12 protein-coding genes are annotated in these 15,965 nt (G+C 72.6%); 7 read left to right on the forward strand and 5 right to left on the reverse strand.

What is annotated here, in order from left to right:
- Positions 1 to 36 precede the first annotated feature (36 nt).
- A complete protein-coding gene (locus ACFFQA_RS23455) occupies positions 37 to 2,625 on the forward strand; it encodes a helix-turn-helix transcriptional regulator (protein ID WP_377856079.1) in 2,589 nt (862 codons plus the stop codon).
- Complete coding sequence (locus ACFFQA_RS23460) at positions 2,622 to 5,387, forward strand: ATP-binding protein (protein WP_377856082.1); 2,766 nt, start codon at positions 2,622 to 2,624, stop codon at positions 5,385 to 5,387. The genes ACFFQA_RS23455 and ACFFQA_RS23460 overlap by 4 nt, the downstream gene beginning before the upstream one ends.
- On the opposite strand, the gene ACFFQA_RS23465 is transcribed toward ACFFQA_RS23460, so the two are convergent.
- Complete coding sequence (locus tag ACFFQA_RS23465; RefSeq protein ID WP_377856085.1) at positions 5,356 to 5,718, reverse strand: hypothetical protein; 363 nt, start codon at positions 5,716 to 5,718, stop codon at positions 5,356 to 5,358. The genes ACFFQA_RS23460 and ACFFQA_RS23465 overlap by 32 nt on opposite strands.
- Before the next feature lie 20 nt (positions 5,719 to 5,738).
- Between ACFFQA_RS23465 and ACFFQA_RS23470 the strand changes: the two genes are divergently transcribed.
- The gene (locus ACFFQA_RS23470; RefSeq protein WP_377856088.1) at positions 5,739 to 8,249 is read left to right on the forward strand and encodes a PEP/pyruvate-binding domain-containing protein; all 2,511 of its coding nucleotides are present in this window, start codon (positions 5,739 to 5,741) and stop codon (positions 8,247 to 8,249) included.
- A 240-nt stretch (positions 8,250 to 8,489) separates the two neighbouring features.
- Here ACFFQA_RS23470 and ACFFQA_RS23475 read toward each other — a convergent pair whose 3' ends face one another.
- Complete coding sequence (locus ACFFQA_RS23475; RefSeq protein WP_377856091.1) at positions 8,490 to 9,209, reverse strand: hypothetical protein; 720 nt, start codon at positions 9,207 to 9,209, stop codon at positions 8,490 to 8,492.
- Positions 9,210 to 9,409: 200 nt separating this feature from the next.
- Between ACFFQA_RS23475 and ACFFQA_RS23480 the strand changes: the two genes are divergently transcribed.
- On the forward strand, positions 9,410 to 12,523 hold the full coding sequence (locus ACFFQA_RS23480; RefSeq protein WP_377856094.1) for a UvrD-helicase domain-containing protein: 3,114 nt from the start codon (positions 9,410 to 9,412) through the stop codon (positions 12,521 to 12,523).
- A 203-nt stretch (positions 12,524 to 12,726) separates the two neighbouring features.
- On the opposite strand, the gene ACFFQA_RS23485 is transcribed toward ACFFQA_RS23480, so the two are convergent.
- Both ACFFQA_RS23485 and ACFFQA_RS23490 read right to left on the reverse strand, forming a co-directional pair.
- Entirely contained in the window at positions 12,727 to 13,353 is a 627-nt protein-coding gene (locus ACFFQA_RS23485) for a PLP-dependent lyase/thiolase (protein WP_377856592.1), read from the reverse strand.
- Positions 13,328 to 13,471: a hypothetical protein gene (locus tag ACFFQA_RS23490; RefSeq protein ID WP_377856612.1), complete on the reverse strand. Its 144-nt coding sequence runs from the start codon at positions 13,469 to 13,471 to the stop codon at positions 13,328 to 13,330. Before ACFFQA_RS23490 ends, ACFFQA_RS23485 begins: the two co-directional genes overlap by 26 nt.
- Before the next feature lie 66 nt (positions 13,472 to 13,537).
- Between ACFFQA_RS23490 and ACFFQA_RS23495 the strand changes: the two genes are divergently transcribed.
- From ACFFQA_RS23495 to ACFFQA_RS23505, 3 genes are all read left to right on the forward strand, one after another.
- The gene (locus ACFFQA_RS23495; RefSeq protein ID WP_377856097.1) at positions 13,538 to 14,020 is read left to right on the forward strand and encodes an Lrp/AsnC family transcriptional regulator; all 483 of its coding nucleotides are present in this window, start codon (positions 13,538 to 13,540) and stop codon (positions 14,018 to 14,020) included.
- Positions 14,002 to 14,460, forward strand: a complete 459-nt coding sequence (locus ACFFQA_RS23500) for a DUF5990 family protein (RefSeq protein ID WP_377856100.1) — start codon at positions 14,002 to 14,004, stop codon at positions 14,458 to 14,460. Before ACFFQA_RS23495 ends, ACFFQA_RS23500 begins: the two co-directional genes overlap by 19 nt.
- Before the next feature lie 311 nt (positions 14,461 to 14,771).
- Positions 14,772 to 14,903 (forward strand): hypothetical protein, encoded by a 132-nt coding sequence (locus tag ACFFQA_RS23505; RefSeq protein ID WP_377856103.1) that lies wholly within the window; start codon positions 14,772 to 14,774, stop codon positions 14,901 to 14,903.
- Between the two features lie 106 nt (positions 14,904 to 15,009).
- Here the strand turns inward: ACFFQA_RS23505 and ACFFQA_RS23510 are convergent, their stop codons facing one another.
- On the reverse strand, positions 15,010 to 15,939 hold the full coding sequence (locus tag ACFFQA_RS23510) for a LysR family transcriptional regulator (protein ID WP_377856106.1): 930 nt from the start codon (positions 15,937 to 15,939) through the stop codon (positions 15,010 to 15,012).
- Between the last annotated feature and the right edge of the window lie 26 nt (positions 15,940 to 15,965).

Here is a 15,965-nt window from a genome sequence, read left to right on the forward strand (position 1 = left end):
CAGCGTGGGACTGATCACGGCGGATACAGTCGCGGGGTGAGCGTCGTCGGCCGGGAGAACGAGATCGCCCAAGCCCTCGGCCTGACCAGCGGGACGCTCGTCGTCACCGGAGAGCCGGGCGCGGGCAAGAGCACGCTGCTGGAGCTCGCCGCGCGGGCCCGCGACGGCCGCGTGCTGCGGGTGTCGGGCAGCGAGAGCGAGACGAACCTCCCCTTCGCCGCGCTGCACCAGCTGGTCCGGCCGGTGCTGGCCGAGGCCGGGAAGTTGCCGCCACGGCAACGGTCGGCGCTGCTGAGCGCCTTCGGGTTCGGCGAGCGGGAGGCCCCGGACCGGCTGCTGATCAACCTCGCCGTGCTGAGCCTGCTCTCCGGGCTGGCCGAGCGGGAACCGCTGCTGGTCGTCGTGGACGACGCGCAGTGGGTCGACGACGGCTCGCTGGACGCGCTGTCGTTCCTGGCGAGGCGGATCGAGGACGAGCCGGTCGCGGTGCTCGTCGGGACCCGCGACGCCGAGGCGTTCCCGGGTTTTCCCGCGCTGGAGCTGCGGCCGCTGGAGCGGGCCGCCGCGAACCAGCTGCTCGACGCGCAACCGCTCGCGCCGAGCGGGCGAGCGCGGGAACGCGTCCTGGAGCAGGCGGCGGGCAACCCGCTCGCGCTGGTCGAGCTGGCCAGGACGGGTGCGGGTGACCAGGACGTGCTGCCGCTGACCGACCGGCTCGAACGGATCTTCGCCGCGCACCTCGACGAGCTGCCCGAGCCCACTCGCGACGCCCTGCTGCTGGCCGCTGTGGACACCGCGGACCTGCTCGGCGCCCGCTACGCGGCCGATCTGGCTCCCGCCGAGCTGGCCGGGCTCGTCAAGACCACCGATGGTCACGTGCGGTTCCGGCATCCCCTGGTGCGCTCGGCCGTCCAGCACGCCGCGCCGATGGAACACCGCATCCGCGCGCACCGGAGGCTCGCCGAGCTGCTCAGCGACGAGCCCGACCGTCGCGCCTGGCACCTCGCCGCCGCGAGCACCGAGGCCGACGAGGAGGTCGCCGCGGCGCTGGAGAGCACTGCCCGCCGGGCCCGGCAACGGGGCGGATATGCCGCCGCCGCAACGGCTTTGGAGCGCGCGGCCGAGCTGAGCCCCGAGTCCGCCGACCGCGCGAGGCGGCTCGTGCGCGCTGCCGACATGGCCGCGCTCACCGGGAACCCGAGGTGGGTCGAACAGCTGGCCGCGCGGGTCGCGGCGTTGACCGACGATCCGGACCTGCGGGCGCGGGCGGCGCTGCGACTGGGCCAGGTGCTCACGATGACCGTCCGGTTCCCGTCGGCCTACGAGCTGTTGATGCGCACCGCCGAGGACTCGGCTCCGGCCCTCGCTCGGCAGGCGCTGCGATCAGCGGCCTCGATCGTCTTCTACGCGGGCACTGAGGAGTGGCGGCAGCAGGTGCGCGAGCACGCGGGCACCGAAGACCCGTTGATCACGGCCGTCACCGGCCCCCACGAGCACAGGGCCGACCTCGTCGCCGCCCTTCCGTCGCTGGTCAGCGCGGCCGATGGGAACCCGAGGGTGCTCAACGCCCTCGGGGCGATGGCGTGGATGCTGGACGAGACCGCGCTGGCCGTGCGGATCTACGACGACGCGCTGCACCGGTGGCGCGCGGCCGGGGAGCTGCCGGACGGGCTCGGGTGCTCGGCGAGCTGGGCATACCTCGACAACGGCCGGTGGGCGCAGGCCAGGCAGACCGCGACCGGCGCGGTGTCCACGGCGAACGAGAACGACGTTCCGCACCTGATCGCGGGCACGTACACGCTGGAGGCCGTCGCGAGCGCGCTGCACGGTGACACCGCCGAAGCACGTGCGCTCGCGATGAAGGCACTGTCCATAGTGGAGCCGCAGGCCAACCGTGCGGTCACGGTGCGTGCGCGCTGGGCGCTGGGCATGGCCGCCGTGGTCGATGGCGACTACGAGACGGCGTACGAGCAGTTCCGGCAGCTCTTCACCGCCGAGGGTGACCCCGTGCACTACCACTGCTCCTCCGTCGGGATCGCCGAGCTGGCGGCCGCGTCCGTGCGCGTGGGACGCCAGCGCGATGCCGCCGAGATCGTGGAGCGCGCGGCGAAGCGACTGGCGGGCGGCCTCTCCCCGAGGACGGCGGCGCTGCTCAACCGGGCGCGTGCGCTGCTGGCCGGACCGGAGGAGGCGGAGGAGCACTTCGAGGCCGCGCTGAGCGACCCGGCGGGGGAGCAGTGGCCCTTCGAGCGCGCGCAGGTCCTGCTGGACTACGCGGAGTGGCTGCGCCGTCGCCGCCGGATCGCCGAGGCGCGGCCGAAGCTGACCGCGGCGATGGAGATCTTTCAGCGGCTCGGCGCACTGCCGTGGATCGAGCGCACCCGGGGCGAGCTGCGCGCGGCGGGCGTCGAGGGCGCCCGTGCCGAGCCGGACGCGCTCACCGAGCTCTCGCCGCAGCAGCAGCTGATCGTCCGGCTCGCGGCGCGCGGGCTGACCAACAAGGAGATCGGCGAGCGGTTGTTCCTCTCGCCCCGGACCGTCGGTTCGCACCTGTACCGCAGCTTCCCCAAGCTCGGCATCACCGCTCGCTCGCAGCTGCGCGACCTGGTCGAAGGTGTCCGTTGACCGGGCTCGTCGGCCGCTCGGAGGAGGCCGCCAGGATCGAGGGGATGGTGCGCGCGGGAGGCGGGGTGCTCGTGCTGCGCGGCCCGGCGGGCGTCGGCAAGACGCGCCTGGGCCTGGAGGCGCTGCGCGTCGCCGAGGCGGCCGGGTTCCGCGCGTTCACCGGCAGCGGCCGTCCGCTGGGACGCAGCCTCGCCTACGCGCCGTGGCTGGAGGCGCTCGGCTCCCACCTGCGCGAGCTGGCGCCGGGACCGCGCGCCAGGCTGGTGGAGCTGCGCGAGCTGGGCAGGCTGTTCCCGGGCCTGGACCTGCCGCCGCCGGAGCCGCTGGCCGATCCGGCGTTGGAGCGGCTGCGGCTGTTCGAGGCGGTGTCGCGGCTGCTGACGATCCTCGCGGCCGTCGAACCGGTCGCGATCTTCATCGACGACCTCCAATGGGCTGACGACACCAGCGTCGAGCTCTTCGACTACCTCGCCCGCGGTGTGGGCGAGCACCGCGTCCTGCTGGTCGCCGCGCACCGCACGGACGAGCTGACCACGCGGTTCCCCGGCCTGGACGTACCAGCGCTCGACACCGCCGAGACGGTGGCGCTGCTGCGCGCCCTGCTCGACGGGGGCGACCCGCCACCTGCGCTGGTGGAGCTCGCTCACGCCCGCGCGGGCGGGCTGCCGCTCTACCTCGTCGAACTGGTCGGCCAGCTCCGCGCGGACGGTTCGCTGCTGCGCAGCGGCGGCGGATGGGTGCTGGGGCCGATCGCGACACCGGCGACACCGCCGCAGGTCAGGGACGTGGTCGCGGCTCGGCTCGGTGCGCTGGACGCTCGGGAGCGGGCGCTGCTGGAGATCATCTCCGTCGCGGGTGAGGCGGCCACTCACCCCCTGGTCCGCGCCGTGGCCGGACTGGACGACGACATCGTGGTCGCCACCGTCCTCGCTGGCCGGGACAAGGGCCTGGTCTCCGAGGACGTGCTCGCCGGGGAAGTCCGGTACCGGCCGTCGCACCCGATGTACGGCGAGGTGGCCTACGAGGAGCTGGCCGCCGTGCGCCGTCAGCAACTGCACTTCGCGGTCGCGCAGACCCTGCAACAGCAGGGCAGCACGGACATCGAGCTGCTCGCCAGGCACTTCCGGGGCGCGGGCGCGCTGGCCGACCAACACCGCACGCTGGCGGTCAGCCGGTCCGCCGGTGCGCACGCGTTGGAGCTGCGCGCCGGGGACGCCGCCGTGCAGCACCTGGTGGCCGCGCTCGGTCTTGCCAACCGCCTCGAACGCGCTGACCTGCTCCCCGAACTGCGGGAACAGCTCGCCTTGGCCTATGACCTCGCCGGACGGTCGGTGGAGGCGGCCGACGCGTGGCGGGCGGCGGCGCGCGCGGCCGTGGACGGCGTTCGGCGGAGCCACTGCCTGCGCCGGGTCGCGGTGCTGGCCTGGGACCGCGGTGACTTCGCCGACGCGTTCGCCACGCTGGACCGGGCCGCCGCCGCTCTGCCGGAGAACGCCTCGGCCGAGGACCGGCTGCTGCTGCACGAGACGCGGATCGCACTGCAGTCCCGAGCGGGCATGGTCAGCGAGATGATCAAGTCTCACGCCGAGGTCACCGCGCTGCCGGGACCTCGGGCGCGTTCGCTGGCCGCGCTGATCGACACCGTCGCCCGGCTCGGCGACGCCGACTACCGGGGCGCGCACGCGGCGGCGACCAGCTCCATCCGGCACGCCGCCGACGTCGGCGACCCGTTGCTGCAGGAGTTCGTGCAGCGGCCCATCGTGCTGATCGACATGCTCGTCTCCGGTGCCGACGCCGCCCGCGCGTCCGCCGAGCGCGGGCTGCGGGCCGCCAGGGACTCCGGAGTGCCCGCGCTGGAGAACTCGGCACGCTTCTCGCTGGTCATCGCCGACTTCTTCGGCGGTCACTGGCGGCGCGCGCGGGCCGCCACCGTCGAGCTGGTCGCGTTCGGCCACCGGGTCGGCCAGCCCAGGATGATCACCGTCGGGCTCGCCAGCCGCGCACTGGTCGCCGCGGGCGCGGGCCGGCCCGCCGAGGCGGCAGCGCTGCTGAAGGAGGCCGCCGCCGGGTACGCCGCCGGGGAGCGCGTCGACGTCCGGGTCCGGCACCTCGTCGGCTGTGTGCGGACGCTCGTCGCGCGCCACTCAGGCGACCACGCGGCCACGATCGCGCTCGCGGAGGAGCTGGCCGTGCCGGACGCGACGACGTTCCCGCCGTACGGCCTGGTCCTGCTGGGTGAGGCCCGGCTCGCCGCGGGAGACCGGGACGGCGCGCTGGAGGTCGCGGAGCGGCTGACCGCGCTCGGACCGGACTCCCCGTTCCTCGCGGCCTACGCCGCGCGGCTGCGCGGGAACCTGGCCGAGGCCGCGGCCCGCTTCGACGAGGCCGGGATGCGGATCGAGGCCGCGCACACCCGGCTCGACCTGGCGCCTGACGAGGACACCATCCGCGCGGTGCTGGAGCTTGCCACAGAGGAGGACGTCCTCCCGCTGGCCGATCGAGCCAAGAAACTGTTGCGCGCCAAGGGAATCCGCACCGCTGCTCCGCGTGAGCGAGAGAGCGGCACGCTCACCCAGCGCGAGCTGGAGGTGGCCCGGCTCGTCGCGGAAGGACTGTCCAACGCGGAGATCGCCGAGCGCCTGTTCCTCAGCCGCCGCACGGTCACCACCCATCTCCAGCACGCCTACGCGCGGCTGGGTGTCTCCTCCCGCGCGGCGTTGACGCACTACGTCATGGAGAACGGTCTGCTCGACCCGAGGTGAGCGCGGCTCCCACCAGCCACAACGCGCCCGCGACAGCGACGCTGAGCGCGGTGCTGGACGGCCAGAGCGGCCACCCGAGCACCCTGTCCACCGCGCTCGCCCCAGACCAGTCCGGCGCGAGCGGGTAGAGGTACGCGCTGTAGGCCACCACCGGCAGCCACGCACCCACGAACACGGCGCTGATCAGCGTCATCCCCACCAGCCCGAAACCGTTGCGCACCATCTCGACGGCTCCGTAGACGGTCGGCTCGCCGAGCCCGCCCTGACGTGACGCGCCCCCGCCGGCGGTTCTCGGATCTACGTACTCCGACCGATGGGCGGGCGGCACCACGACCGGCGATGGTTGTGCTCATGGTCATCGAAGGTCTCACCTCGCTCGACGACGGAGCAGAGCTGTCCCGCGAACGAGTGGGAGGAAAAGCGGGAACCCTCGCCGTGCTCAGCGCGGCGGGCCTGCCGGTTCCCAGCGGCGTCGTGCTGCCCGCGGAGCTGGCGGTGCGGGCGGGAGTGCACGCGGGGTCCGCAGCGGACGATGTCATGGCACTCGACCTGCCGCGAGAGCTGGCCGAGAAGATCATCGCCGTGGTCGGTGACGGCCCGCTCGCGGTGCGTTCCTCCGGTGTGGACGAGGACGGTGCCGAGAGCTCCCACGCGGGCCAGTACCGCACGGTCCTGGGCGTTTCCGGCCGCGAGGAGCTGCTGGCGGCGATCAAGGAGTGCTGGGCGTCCGCGCTGAGCGAGCGGGTTCGCCGCTACCGCGCCGAGCGCGGGCTTCCGGAGTTCGCCCCGATCGCGGTGCTCGTCCAGCGCCAGGTCGCCGCGGCCGCGGCGGGCGTGGCCTTCACCGCGAACCCGGTCACCGGCGACCGCGACGAGATCGTGGTCAACGCGGTGCGCGGCCTCGGCGACCGCCTGGTGGACGGCGTCGAGCAGCCGGAGCAGTGGGTGGTCCGGGGCGAGCGAGGCTCGGTGACGGGAGAGGAGCGAGGGGTGCTCTCCCCGCAACGGGTCCGCCTCGTCGCCGACCTGGCCCGCCGGGTCGCCGCCGAACTGGGCGGGCCGCAGGACCTGGAGTGGGCGATCTCTGTGGAGGCTCCGGCGTGCGATGCCGTTACCGCGCGCACGGGCGGACCGGGCGCGGGTGGCCCGCAGGACGCTGTGGAGACGGCGTGGCTGCTCCAGGTCCGCCCGATCACGACGCTCGCGGAGCCGGGCCCGCCGCCGGTCCCGGTGCCCGTCGAGGTGCCGCCGGGGTTCTGGACCCGTGCCTCGGTGCACGTCCCGCTGCCCGCGACCCCGCTCAACCGCACGGTCGCCGACGCCCGCAACGCCGCGTTCGAGCGGCTGGTCGGCGAGCTGGGCCTGCTGCTGGACTTCACCTTCGCCGACATCGGAGGCTGGTCCTACATGTCGATCAGCCCGGCGGGCGGTCGTCAGGGCACTCCGCCGCCACCGTGGCTGATGTGGCTGCTGGTGCGCGTGGTCCCGGCCGCGCGGCGCCGGACGAAGGCGGCCGAACAGGTGCTGCGCGAGGACCTCCCCGGCACCCTGGTGACCCGGTGGCGGGAGGAATGGCTGCCGGAGTTCACCGCCCGCTGCGGCACGCTGCTGGACACCGACCTCGCCGAACTGTCCGATGTGGACCTCATCGGCCACATGGACCGCGCCGACCGGCTCATGCACGACAGCTCCTACGCCCACTTCGTCCTGCACGGAGCGGTCGGCATGGCGCTCTTCGAGCTCGTCCGGTTCTGCGAACGCGAGCTGGACTGGCCGGAGTCCCGCGTCTACGACCTGCTCGGCGGCCTGTCGGAGCGCTCGACCGAGCCGGCCCGCGAGCTGGCGGCCATCGCCGACCTCGTGCGCGGGCGTCGCGAGCCCTTGCGGTCGCTGGCCGCCGAGGACCCGGTGATCAGCGCGCGCGTCGCCGACTACCGCCACCGCTTCGGCAGGCGGGCACTGCGCTACGAGATCGCCGAGACCACGCTGGCCGAGGAGCCGGAGCTGGTGCTGCGCCTGCTCGCCGACCAGGTCGCCAGCCGGTTCGACCCGGCCGTGCTGTCCGAAGTGGACAACCAGCGGGCCGAGGCGGAGAAGGCGGCGCTCGCGGCCCTGCCCTCGGCCGCCAGGACGGAGTTCCACCGGCTTCTGGAGCGCGCCCGGGCCGCCTACCCGGTGCGCGAGGACAACGAGTTCTGGACGGTCAGCTGCCCCATCGCGGTCCTGCGCTACGCCGCGCTCGAAGCCGGTCGGCGGCTGGCGGGGCGCGGGCAGATCGCCGCCCGCGACGACGTCTTCCACCTCTACCCGGAGGAGGTCGGCGACGCGCTCCGCGACGGCGCCGACCGCGGCGGGCTGGTGCGGCGGCGACAGGGTGAGCGCGCGTGGATGCTGGCCAACCCCGGACCGGACACCTACGGCGAGGACCCCGGCCCGCCGCCGTCGATGGACGTGCTCCCCCCGGCGGCGCGACACGTCAACGAGATGCTGATGTGGTTGTCCGACCGCGCCGCCCAGGGCAGTCCAGGGCAGGGTGGGGAGCTGCCGCTCTCCGGCGTGGCGGGCTCCCCGGGCCGCTACACGGGACCGGTCCGGATCGTGCGCGACGAGAGCGAGCTCGGCCGCATCCAGCCCGGCGACGTGCTGGTCTGCCCGGTCACCGCCCCGGTGTGGTCGGTGGTGTTCCCGAACATCGGCGCCCTGGTCACCGACGTCGGCGGCATGCTGGCGCACGGCGCGATCATCGCGAGGGAGTACCGCATCCCCGCCGTGCTCGGCACCGGCGGCGGCACGTCGGCGCTCCGCGACGGCCAACTGGTCACCGTCGACGGCACGACGGGCGTGGTCACCGCGGCCCAGTAGCGGCGGCGGGACACCGTCAGCCCGGCTCGACGAGGACAGCACCACAGCTGTGACGGAAGGTGGCTCGACCGTGGCATCAGGTCCGCAATGATCAACGCTGCGTATCGGATATACCGATGAACACTGCCAGGGACGCGCCCGATGGAGTGACCACAGCTGTGGTGCGCGTGAACAGTCCAGTCGCGGTCGAGGTGCTTCGCGCCTGGTAGGCCAGGGTCACCCGACCTACCAGGCGGCCGGCTATCCCCTGGTGAGGACCAACGTCCGGTTCTCCCGAGGGTCGGAGGTGCCGGGAACGACGAGCACCCGCGCGGTCACGCCCTCGGCGGAGAGGATGCCGAGCAGGGTGTCCAGGTCCGGGTAAGGAACGCCCGAGGAGTCGCTGAGCGGGTGCAGCCGGACCTCGGCGGCCACCCGAAGCAGCTCCCGGACCGCGGCCAGGTGGAAGGCGTTGTCGAACTGGTCGGCGTAGGTGAACAGCAGGAACCCGGACACGGCCAGGGCGAAGCTGTCGTCGGCGAACGGCAGCTCCGGCAGCAGCGCGTCGCGGTAGTGCCCGGTGCCCTCCGCGCGGTCGCGGGCCAGGTCGTCCAGGAAGCGCCGCGCCGTGGCCTCCCACACCGGGGCGTGCTCCCAGACACCGTTCTCGTCGAAGGAGTACCGGTCGGGCTGCGTCCTGGTCCAGGTCGAGACGCGCTCCCGCCCGGCGTCGATGGCCGCCGTCAGCTCGGCGGCCTCCAGGCCGTAGGAGGGATCGACGCTGACCGCCTGGCCGCCCCGGGCGCGCACCTCGGCCGCGAAGTCGCTCGCGCCGCCCGGGCAGTCCAGGACCGGCCCGGCCAGCAGGTCGGCGTCGGTCAGCGCGAACTGCGTCAGGTAGTTGGCGTACGGCCGGGCGCTGATCAGCACCGGCCCGACCGTGGTCCGTTCCCCAGGGGCCGTCACGGAGTCGTGAGTCATGCGGAAACACCTGTCACGTTGAAGAGGAGGAGAAGGCGAATATCGCGAATACTGCCATGGCCCGGCTTCGCCGTTGTCCAGCGGTTTTCGTCGTACTCGCTGGTCAGGGGCCTATAAGGAGCCATTTTCGACAATGTGAAGTCGATAAGAAGGACCGGCCCGCAAACGGGCCCGCCCCTGCTGCCTGGAAGGATCGTCGTGTGCGCTTCTACGCCGATCTGCACATCCACTCGAAGTACTCCAGGGCCTGCAGCAAGGACTGCGACCTGGAGCACCTGACGTGGTGGGCCCGCCGCAAGGGCATCTCCCTGGTCGGCACCGGGGACTTCACCCACCCCGCCTGGTTCGCCCACCTGCGCGAGACGCTGGTGCCCGCCGAGCCCGGGCTGTTCCGGATGCGCGAGGACCTCGACCGGGACATCCGCAGGACCCTGCCGCCCAGCTGCTCCGGCGGCGAGGTGCGCTACATGCTCTCGGTGGAGATCTCCACGATCTACAAGCGCGGCGAGCGCACCCGCAAGGTCCACCACCTGATCTACATGCCCGACTTCGAGTCGGCCGCGGAGTTCAACGCGCGGCTCGGCCGGATCGGCAACATCGGCTCCGACGGCCGCCCGATCCTCGGCCTGGACTCCCGCGACCTGCTGGAGATCACCCTCTCCAGCGGCTCCGGCGGCTACCTGGTTCCCGCGCACGTCTGGACGCCGTGGTTCGCGGTGCTGGGCTCGAAGTCCGGCTTCGACGCGATCAGCGACTGCTACCTCGACCTGGCCGACCACATCTTCGCGGTGGAGACCGGCCTGTCCAGTGACCCGGCGATGAACTGGCAGGTCTCCGGTCTGGACGCCTACCGGCTGGTCAGCAACTCCGACGCGCACTCCCCGCCGATGCTCGGCAGGGAGGCCACGGTCTTCGACACCGGGATGGACTACTTCGCGATCCGCAGGGCGCTGGAGACCGGCGAGGGCTTCGGCGGCACAGTCGAGTTCTTCCCCGAGGAGGGCAAGTACCACCTCGACGGGCACCGCAAGTGCGACGTGCGGATGGAACCCGAGCAGACCCGCGCGCACGGCGCGATCTGCCCGGAGTGCCGCAAGCCGCTGACGGTGGGCGTGCTCAACCGCATCTCCGAGCTGGCCGACCGGCCCTTCGGCGTGCGCCCGGAGACCGCGAGCGAGTTCCGGAACCTGATCCCGCTCCCGGAGATCATGAGCGAGATCCTCGGCGTCGGCCCGAAGAGCAAGAAGGTGCTGAGCGAGGTCGCCGAGCTGACCGCGGCCCACGGCCCCGAACTGGCCATCTTGGACGACGTGCCGATCGACGACCTGTCCGCGAGCTCCGCGCTGCTCGGCGAGGCGATCACCCGGCTGCGGCGCGGCGAGGTGATCCGCGACTCCGGCTACGACGGCGAGTACGGCGTGATCAGGCTCTTCGAGCCCGGCGAGCTGTCCAGGGCGAAGTCGCGGAACACCCTGAGCCTCTTTGACGTGGACTTGGTGCCTGTGCCGGCACCGGAGCCGAAGGCGTACCCGGCACCCGAACCGGCGGCCGGGGCGGTGGAGCCCGAACGAGGCCCGCGTCCTGCCGGTGACGGCACCCTGCTGGGCGGCCTCGACCCGGACCAGCGAGCGGCGGCGGAGCTCACCGACGGGCCGGTCCTGATCATCGCCGGGCCCGGCACCGGCAAGACCCGCACCCTCACCCACCGGATCGCGCACCTGGTCACCGCGCACGGCGTCCCGGCAGAGCAGTGCCTCGCGATCACCTTCACCCGCCGCGCCGCCGAGGAGATGGCCGAGCGCCTCGCCGCCCTGGTCCCCGGGCACGCGGCGGAGCTGACCATCGCCACCTTCCACTCCCTCGGCGTGCGCATCCTCCGCGAACAGCACGCCCGCGTCGGCCTGACCGCGCGCTTCGGCATCGCCGACCAGGCGACGCAGCTCTCCGTGCTGACCGAGGTCCTCGGCGACGAGAGCGCGGCGCGCACGGCCCTGTCCTCGCTGGCGCGGCGGCGCTCAGCCGCCGACGGCGTCGACCCGGACCTGGTCGAGGGCTACACCAAGGCACTGCGCGCCAGGGATCTGGTCGACTTCGACGACCTGATCACGCTGCCGGTGCACCTGCTGGAGACCGAGCCGGCGGTGGCCGAGCACTACCGCGACCGGTTCCGCTGGATCTCCGTCGACGAGTACCAGGACGTCGACGAGGCCCAGTACCGGCTGCTGCGGCTGCTCGCCCCCGGCGGAGGCAGCGCCAACCTCACCGCGATCGGCGACCCGGACCAGGCGATCTACCGCTTCCGCGGCGCCGACGTCGGGTTCTTCCTGCGCTTCCGCGAGGACTACCCGCGGGCGCGCACGGTGCAGCTGACCCGCAACTACCGCTCCGGCCCGCACATCGTGACCGGCGCGCTCCAGGCGATCGGCCCGACCACGCTCGTGCCGGGGCGGGCGCTCACCCCGGAGGGCCACCACCCGGACCCGGCGCTGATCGGCCTGCACCACGCCACCGACGAGCACGGCGAGGCGGCGTTCGTGGCGCGCACCATCGACCAGCTGCTCGGCGGCTCCTCCTTCCACTCGCTGGACAGCGGCCGCGTCACCGGTGAGGGCACCCAGGGCCTGGGCTTCGCCGACTTCGCGGTGCTCTACCGCACCGACGCCCAGGCCAAGGCGATCATGGAGGCGCTGACCAGGGCGGGCGTGCCGTTCCAGAAGCGCTCCCACGACCGGCTCGCGGACCGGCCCGGCGTCCGGGAGATCGTCCGCGAGCTGCGCTTCGAGGGCACCGGCGGCAGCGTGCTCGACCGCGTCCGCCAGGCTGCCGAGGCCGCGGCGGCGCGGCCGGAGCTGGAGAACGAACTGCACGTCGCCACCGATCTGCTCACCCCGCTGGCCCGCCGCTGCGGCGATGACCTGGAGCGCTTCCGCACCGAGCTCGCACTGGGGGCGGAGGTCGACACCTGGGACCCGAAGGCCGACCTGGTCGCGCTGCTCACCTTGCACGCGGCGAAGGGCCTGGAGTTCCCGGTCGTCTTCATGGTCGGTTGCGAGGACGGTCTGCTGCCGATGCGCTGGCCAGGCGCTGAACGGGACCAGGAGGAGGAGAACGAGGAACGGCGGCTGTTCTTCGTCGGTATGACCCGCGCGCAGCAGCACCTCTACCTGAGCCACGCCGCGCAGCGCGTCCGTCAGGGCAGCGCACGGCCCATGCCGCCGTCGCCGTTCCTGTCCGCGCTGAGCCCGGAGATCGTGGAGCGGCACGGCGAGGTCAACCCGCCCCGCCGCAAGCCGACACAACTCCGACTCCTCTAACCCCCTCCTCTGGCCACCTCCTCTAACCACCTCCTTTGGCCGAATCCACACCCGCACACCTCCCCACCCTCCGGCGTTGTCCGCGTTTTGTAGGCATGATGCGATTTGGGAGCGTTTTCTCTCGCGTTATGCCTACAAAACGCGGACTTTCCACCACGTCAACCCACGGCCGGGGCGTCGTTGGTGGGTGGAGGGGTGGGGCGTCAGGCGAGTGCTCGGCGGACGAGGTCGGCGCGGGGGTTGGCGCCGGTGAGGACCGCCGCGCCTCGGTCGCCTGGGATGTCCTGCTCGCTCAGGGCCGCGAGGCTGGCCGCGCTCGCGGGCTCCAGCGGGACGCCGACCGTGCGCGCGACCAGGGCCATCGCGTCGAGCAACGCGGACTCGTTGACCAGGACCACGTCGTCGACCAGGACGCGCATGCGGTTGACCGCGTCCATCACCGGCCGACGCAGCGCGATGCCGTCGGCGGTCGTGTCGATGGAGTTCGTGGAGATCGCCTCGCCCGCCAGCTGCGTTCCGCTGCCGGGCGCCGCGCACACGCCGACGACGCGGGTGGCGGGCGCGTGGTGCTTGACCCAGGTGGCGATGCCGGTGATCAGGGCGCCGTCGCCGACCGGGACCACGATCGCGTCGAGTGGGCGGGGCCTGAGCAGCGCCACCCCGATGCTGCCGTTGCCCTCGGCGATGGCGGGTTCGGCGCCTTCCTCGACGAAGATCCGGTTCGGCCCTGCGGCGACGTAGGCACGGGCGAGGTCCTTGGCGCCGAACGCGCGCATTCTGGCGAGCTTGCCCGGGTCGATGTCCTCACCGACGTGGACGCGGACCGGGATGCCGCGTGCCGCCCGCCGAGCCGCACACCAGCTCCTCGTCCACCGCGACCTGGCTCGCGAAGTGGTCGGCGTCCCTGCCTTTGAAGCAGCGCAACGGGTTGGCGGTCTCCAGCTGCATCGGACGCTAACCGAGGTGATCGGGGGCGCGATTGAAGGTTTGCCCGCCGCCACGCACAATTTTTGCGTGAGAGAGCCGTTGGACGATCTTGACCACCGCCTGTTGGAGCTCGTCCAGAACGACGCCGGCCGGACGCTGCACGAGCTGGGCGAAGAGGTGGGTCTCTCGCCGAGCGCGGTGCAGCGCAGGCTCTCCCGCCACCGGGGCTCCGGGTTGATCCAGCGCCAGGTCGCCGTGCTCGACCCGGAGGCGGTCACCTCGACGATGTTCGCGCTGATCCTGGTCGCGCTGGAGCGCGAGTCCGTTGAGCACCACCGTCGCTTCCACGAGCGCGTGCAGGACATGCCGGAGGTGCAGCAGTGCTACTCGCTGGCCGGGAAATGGGACTACGCGCTGCTGGTCGTGGCGTCGGGGATCGCGCACTGCCGCGCGGTCGCCGGGGAGCTGTTCCTCAGTGACGACAACGTTCGCCGGTACGAGACGATGCCCGTCTTCGACGTGGTGAAACGGGGGCTGGAGGTGCCGACGCGGTGGCCGGAGAGGCAGTGATCGCACAGGTCAGGATCGAGGCGCACACGCTGCCCGGCGCGTCGTGGGACTGCTACGAGGGGGTCGAGGTCGGCGTGCAGTGCGGCTCCGAGACCGTTGACGCCGTGCCGGGGGACGCCGAGAGCGCGCTGTTCGAGTTCGACGTGCGGGTGGTCGACGGGGACTTCCGGGGGCCGTTCGTCCACGGGCGCAAGGGAGAACGGTTCCTGTACCTGGTGTGGCGGCACCTGCCGGAGGGCGGCGAGCCGGAGGTGTTCCGCCGCGCCAAGCTCCTCCTCACCGGGGTGGTTCCGGTGCCTGGCGAGGGGGAGACGCTGGTCGGAGCGCTGGGGCTCACCGACGGGCGCGGCGGGCCGCTGTGCGCCGGGGTGCGGCCGCCGGTGGTCACATGGGACGTCCAGCCACGAAACGCTAACGAACGGGTGTTTCCGCTTCGGTAACCCCGCCGGTCCGGAGCATGCTGGTTTCGCATTCAACAAAACGACTCCCGGAAGGTCCACTGTGGATCGTCCGGTCCTGGCTGTCACGATGACGGCACCGGGGTGCGGCAGGGGTGCCCCGGTGACGTGCGCCATTGGTGGGGCGTGATCGTGACCGCCACCATGACCGTTCGGGCCCTTGAAGTCGGGTAAGGGGGCCCGAACGGTCGTATGTAAGGGGCCGTAAGGCCCAGATGCCGCGTGATCATCCGATGTCCCACCCCATGCCTTACGGCGACTCTTGTGACAACGCCGAGAGTGAGGGGTCCGAAGTGGACATGTGGAACCAGGAGCAGGTCAAGGCCGAGGTCGCCTACCGCCGGGAGAGCGCGCTGCGCGCGGGCCGTCGCGTCCGCGTCGCCAAGGGCGTAAAGCGGTGGTGGGTGCGGGGGAAGGCAACCTAGCGCGCTTGACCGCCGCACCGTTGGCCGCTGGGGAGGATCGGCCCCCAGCGGCCCTTTCTTTGTTCTAGCCCGCTGCGACGCCGTTCTCCGCATCGCGCGTGCGACCTCAACCAGATCCCGCCAACGTGAGGAACTCTCCGGCCACGGCTCCGCACGCCTCCGTCAACGCCGTCAACGCCGGAGCCAGCAGGGGGTTGGTGTTGGCGGTGCGGTGCAAGGCGAGCACGTTTCGCCGCACGGACTCACCTGCCGGTCGCAGCGCGCGTGGACCGCTGCCCGGCTGGTGTCCCAACGCCGGAACCAGCGCCACTCCGACACCCGCTGACACCAAGCCCTGTACCACGTCGTAGTCGTTGCTGCGGTAGGCGATTCGCGGCACGAAGCCGTGCGCGGCGCACAACCGCAACAGGCAGGTCGAACCCGCTGTGCCGTCTCGGCTGGCGATCCACGTCGCATCGCGCAAGGACTCCAGCCGCACGCGCTCACCACCTGCCGACGGGTGGTCCTGCGGCAGCAACACCACCAGCGTCTCCTCCAGCAGCGCCGTGACCGTCAGTTCGTCCGGCCAGGTTCGCGGCACGAGGTCATAGGCGTAGACCACCGCGATGTCGAGGTCGCCGCGCAGCACGGCGGGCAGGCAGTCATCCGGTTCGCTCTCGTCGAGCAGGATCTCCGCCTCCGGGCGCGCACGGGTCAAGCTCGCGATCGCGTGCGGCACCACGCGCGCGCTCGCCGTCGGGAAGGTGCCCAGCCGCAGCCGCCCGAGCCGACCAGAGGCGAACGCGGCGATCTCCTCCTCAAGCCCCTCCAGCGCGGCGAGCAGCTCCGCGCCGCGTTCGGCGATGAAGCGGGCCGCGTCGGCGGTGCGGACGCTGTGCGCGGCGCGTTCGAACAGGGGGATGCCGATCGCGCGCTCTAGGGCAGAGACCTGTTGCGAGACGGCCGAAGGGGTGTAACCGAGCTCGCGCGCCGCTTCCGCGAAGGAGCCCGTCCGCACCACGACGGCCAGTGTGCGCAGGTGCAACGGGTTGAGCATCAGGACAACTTACGCTCAAGTCCATC

This window comes from Allokutzneria oryzae, assembly GCF_042429765.1.
Lineage (GTDB): Bacteria > Actinomycetota > Actinomycetes > Mycobacteriales > Pseudonocardiaceae > Allokutzneria > Allokutzneria oryzae.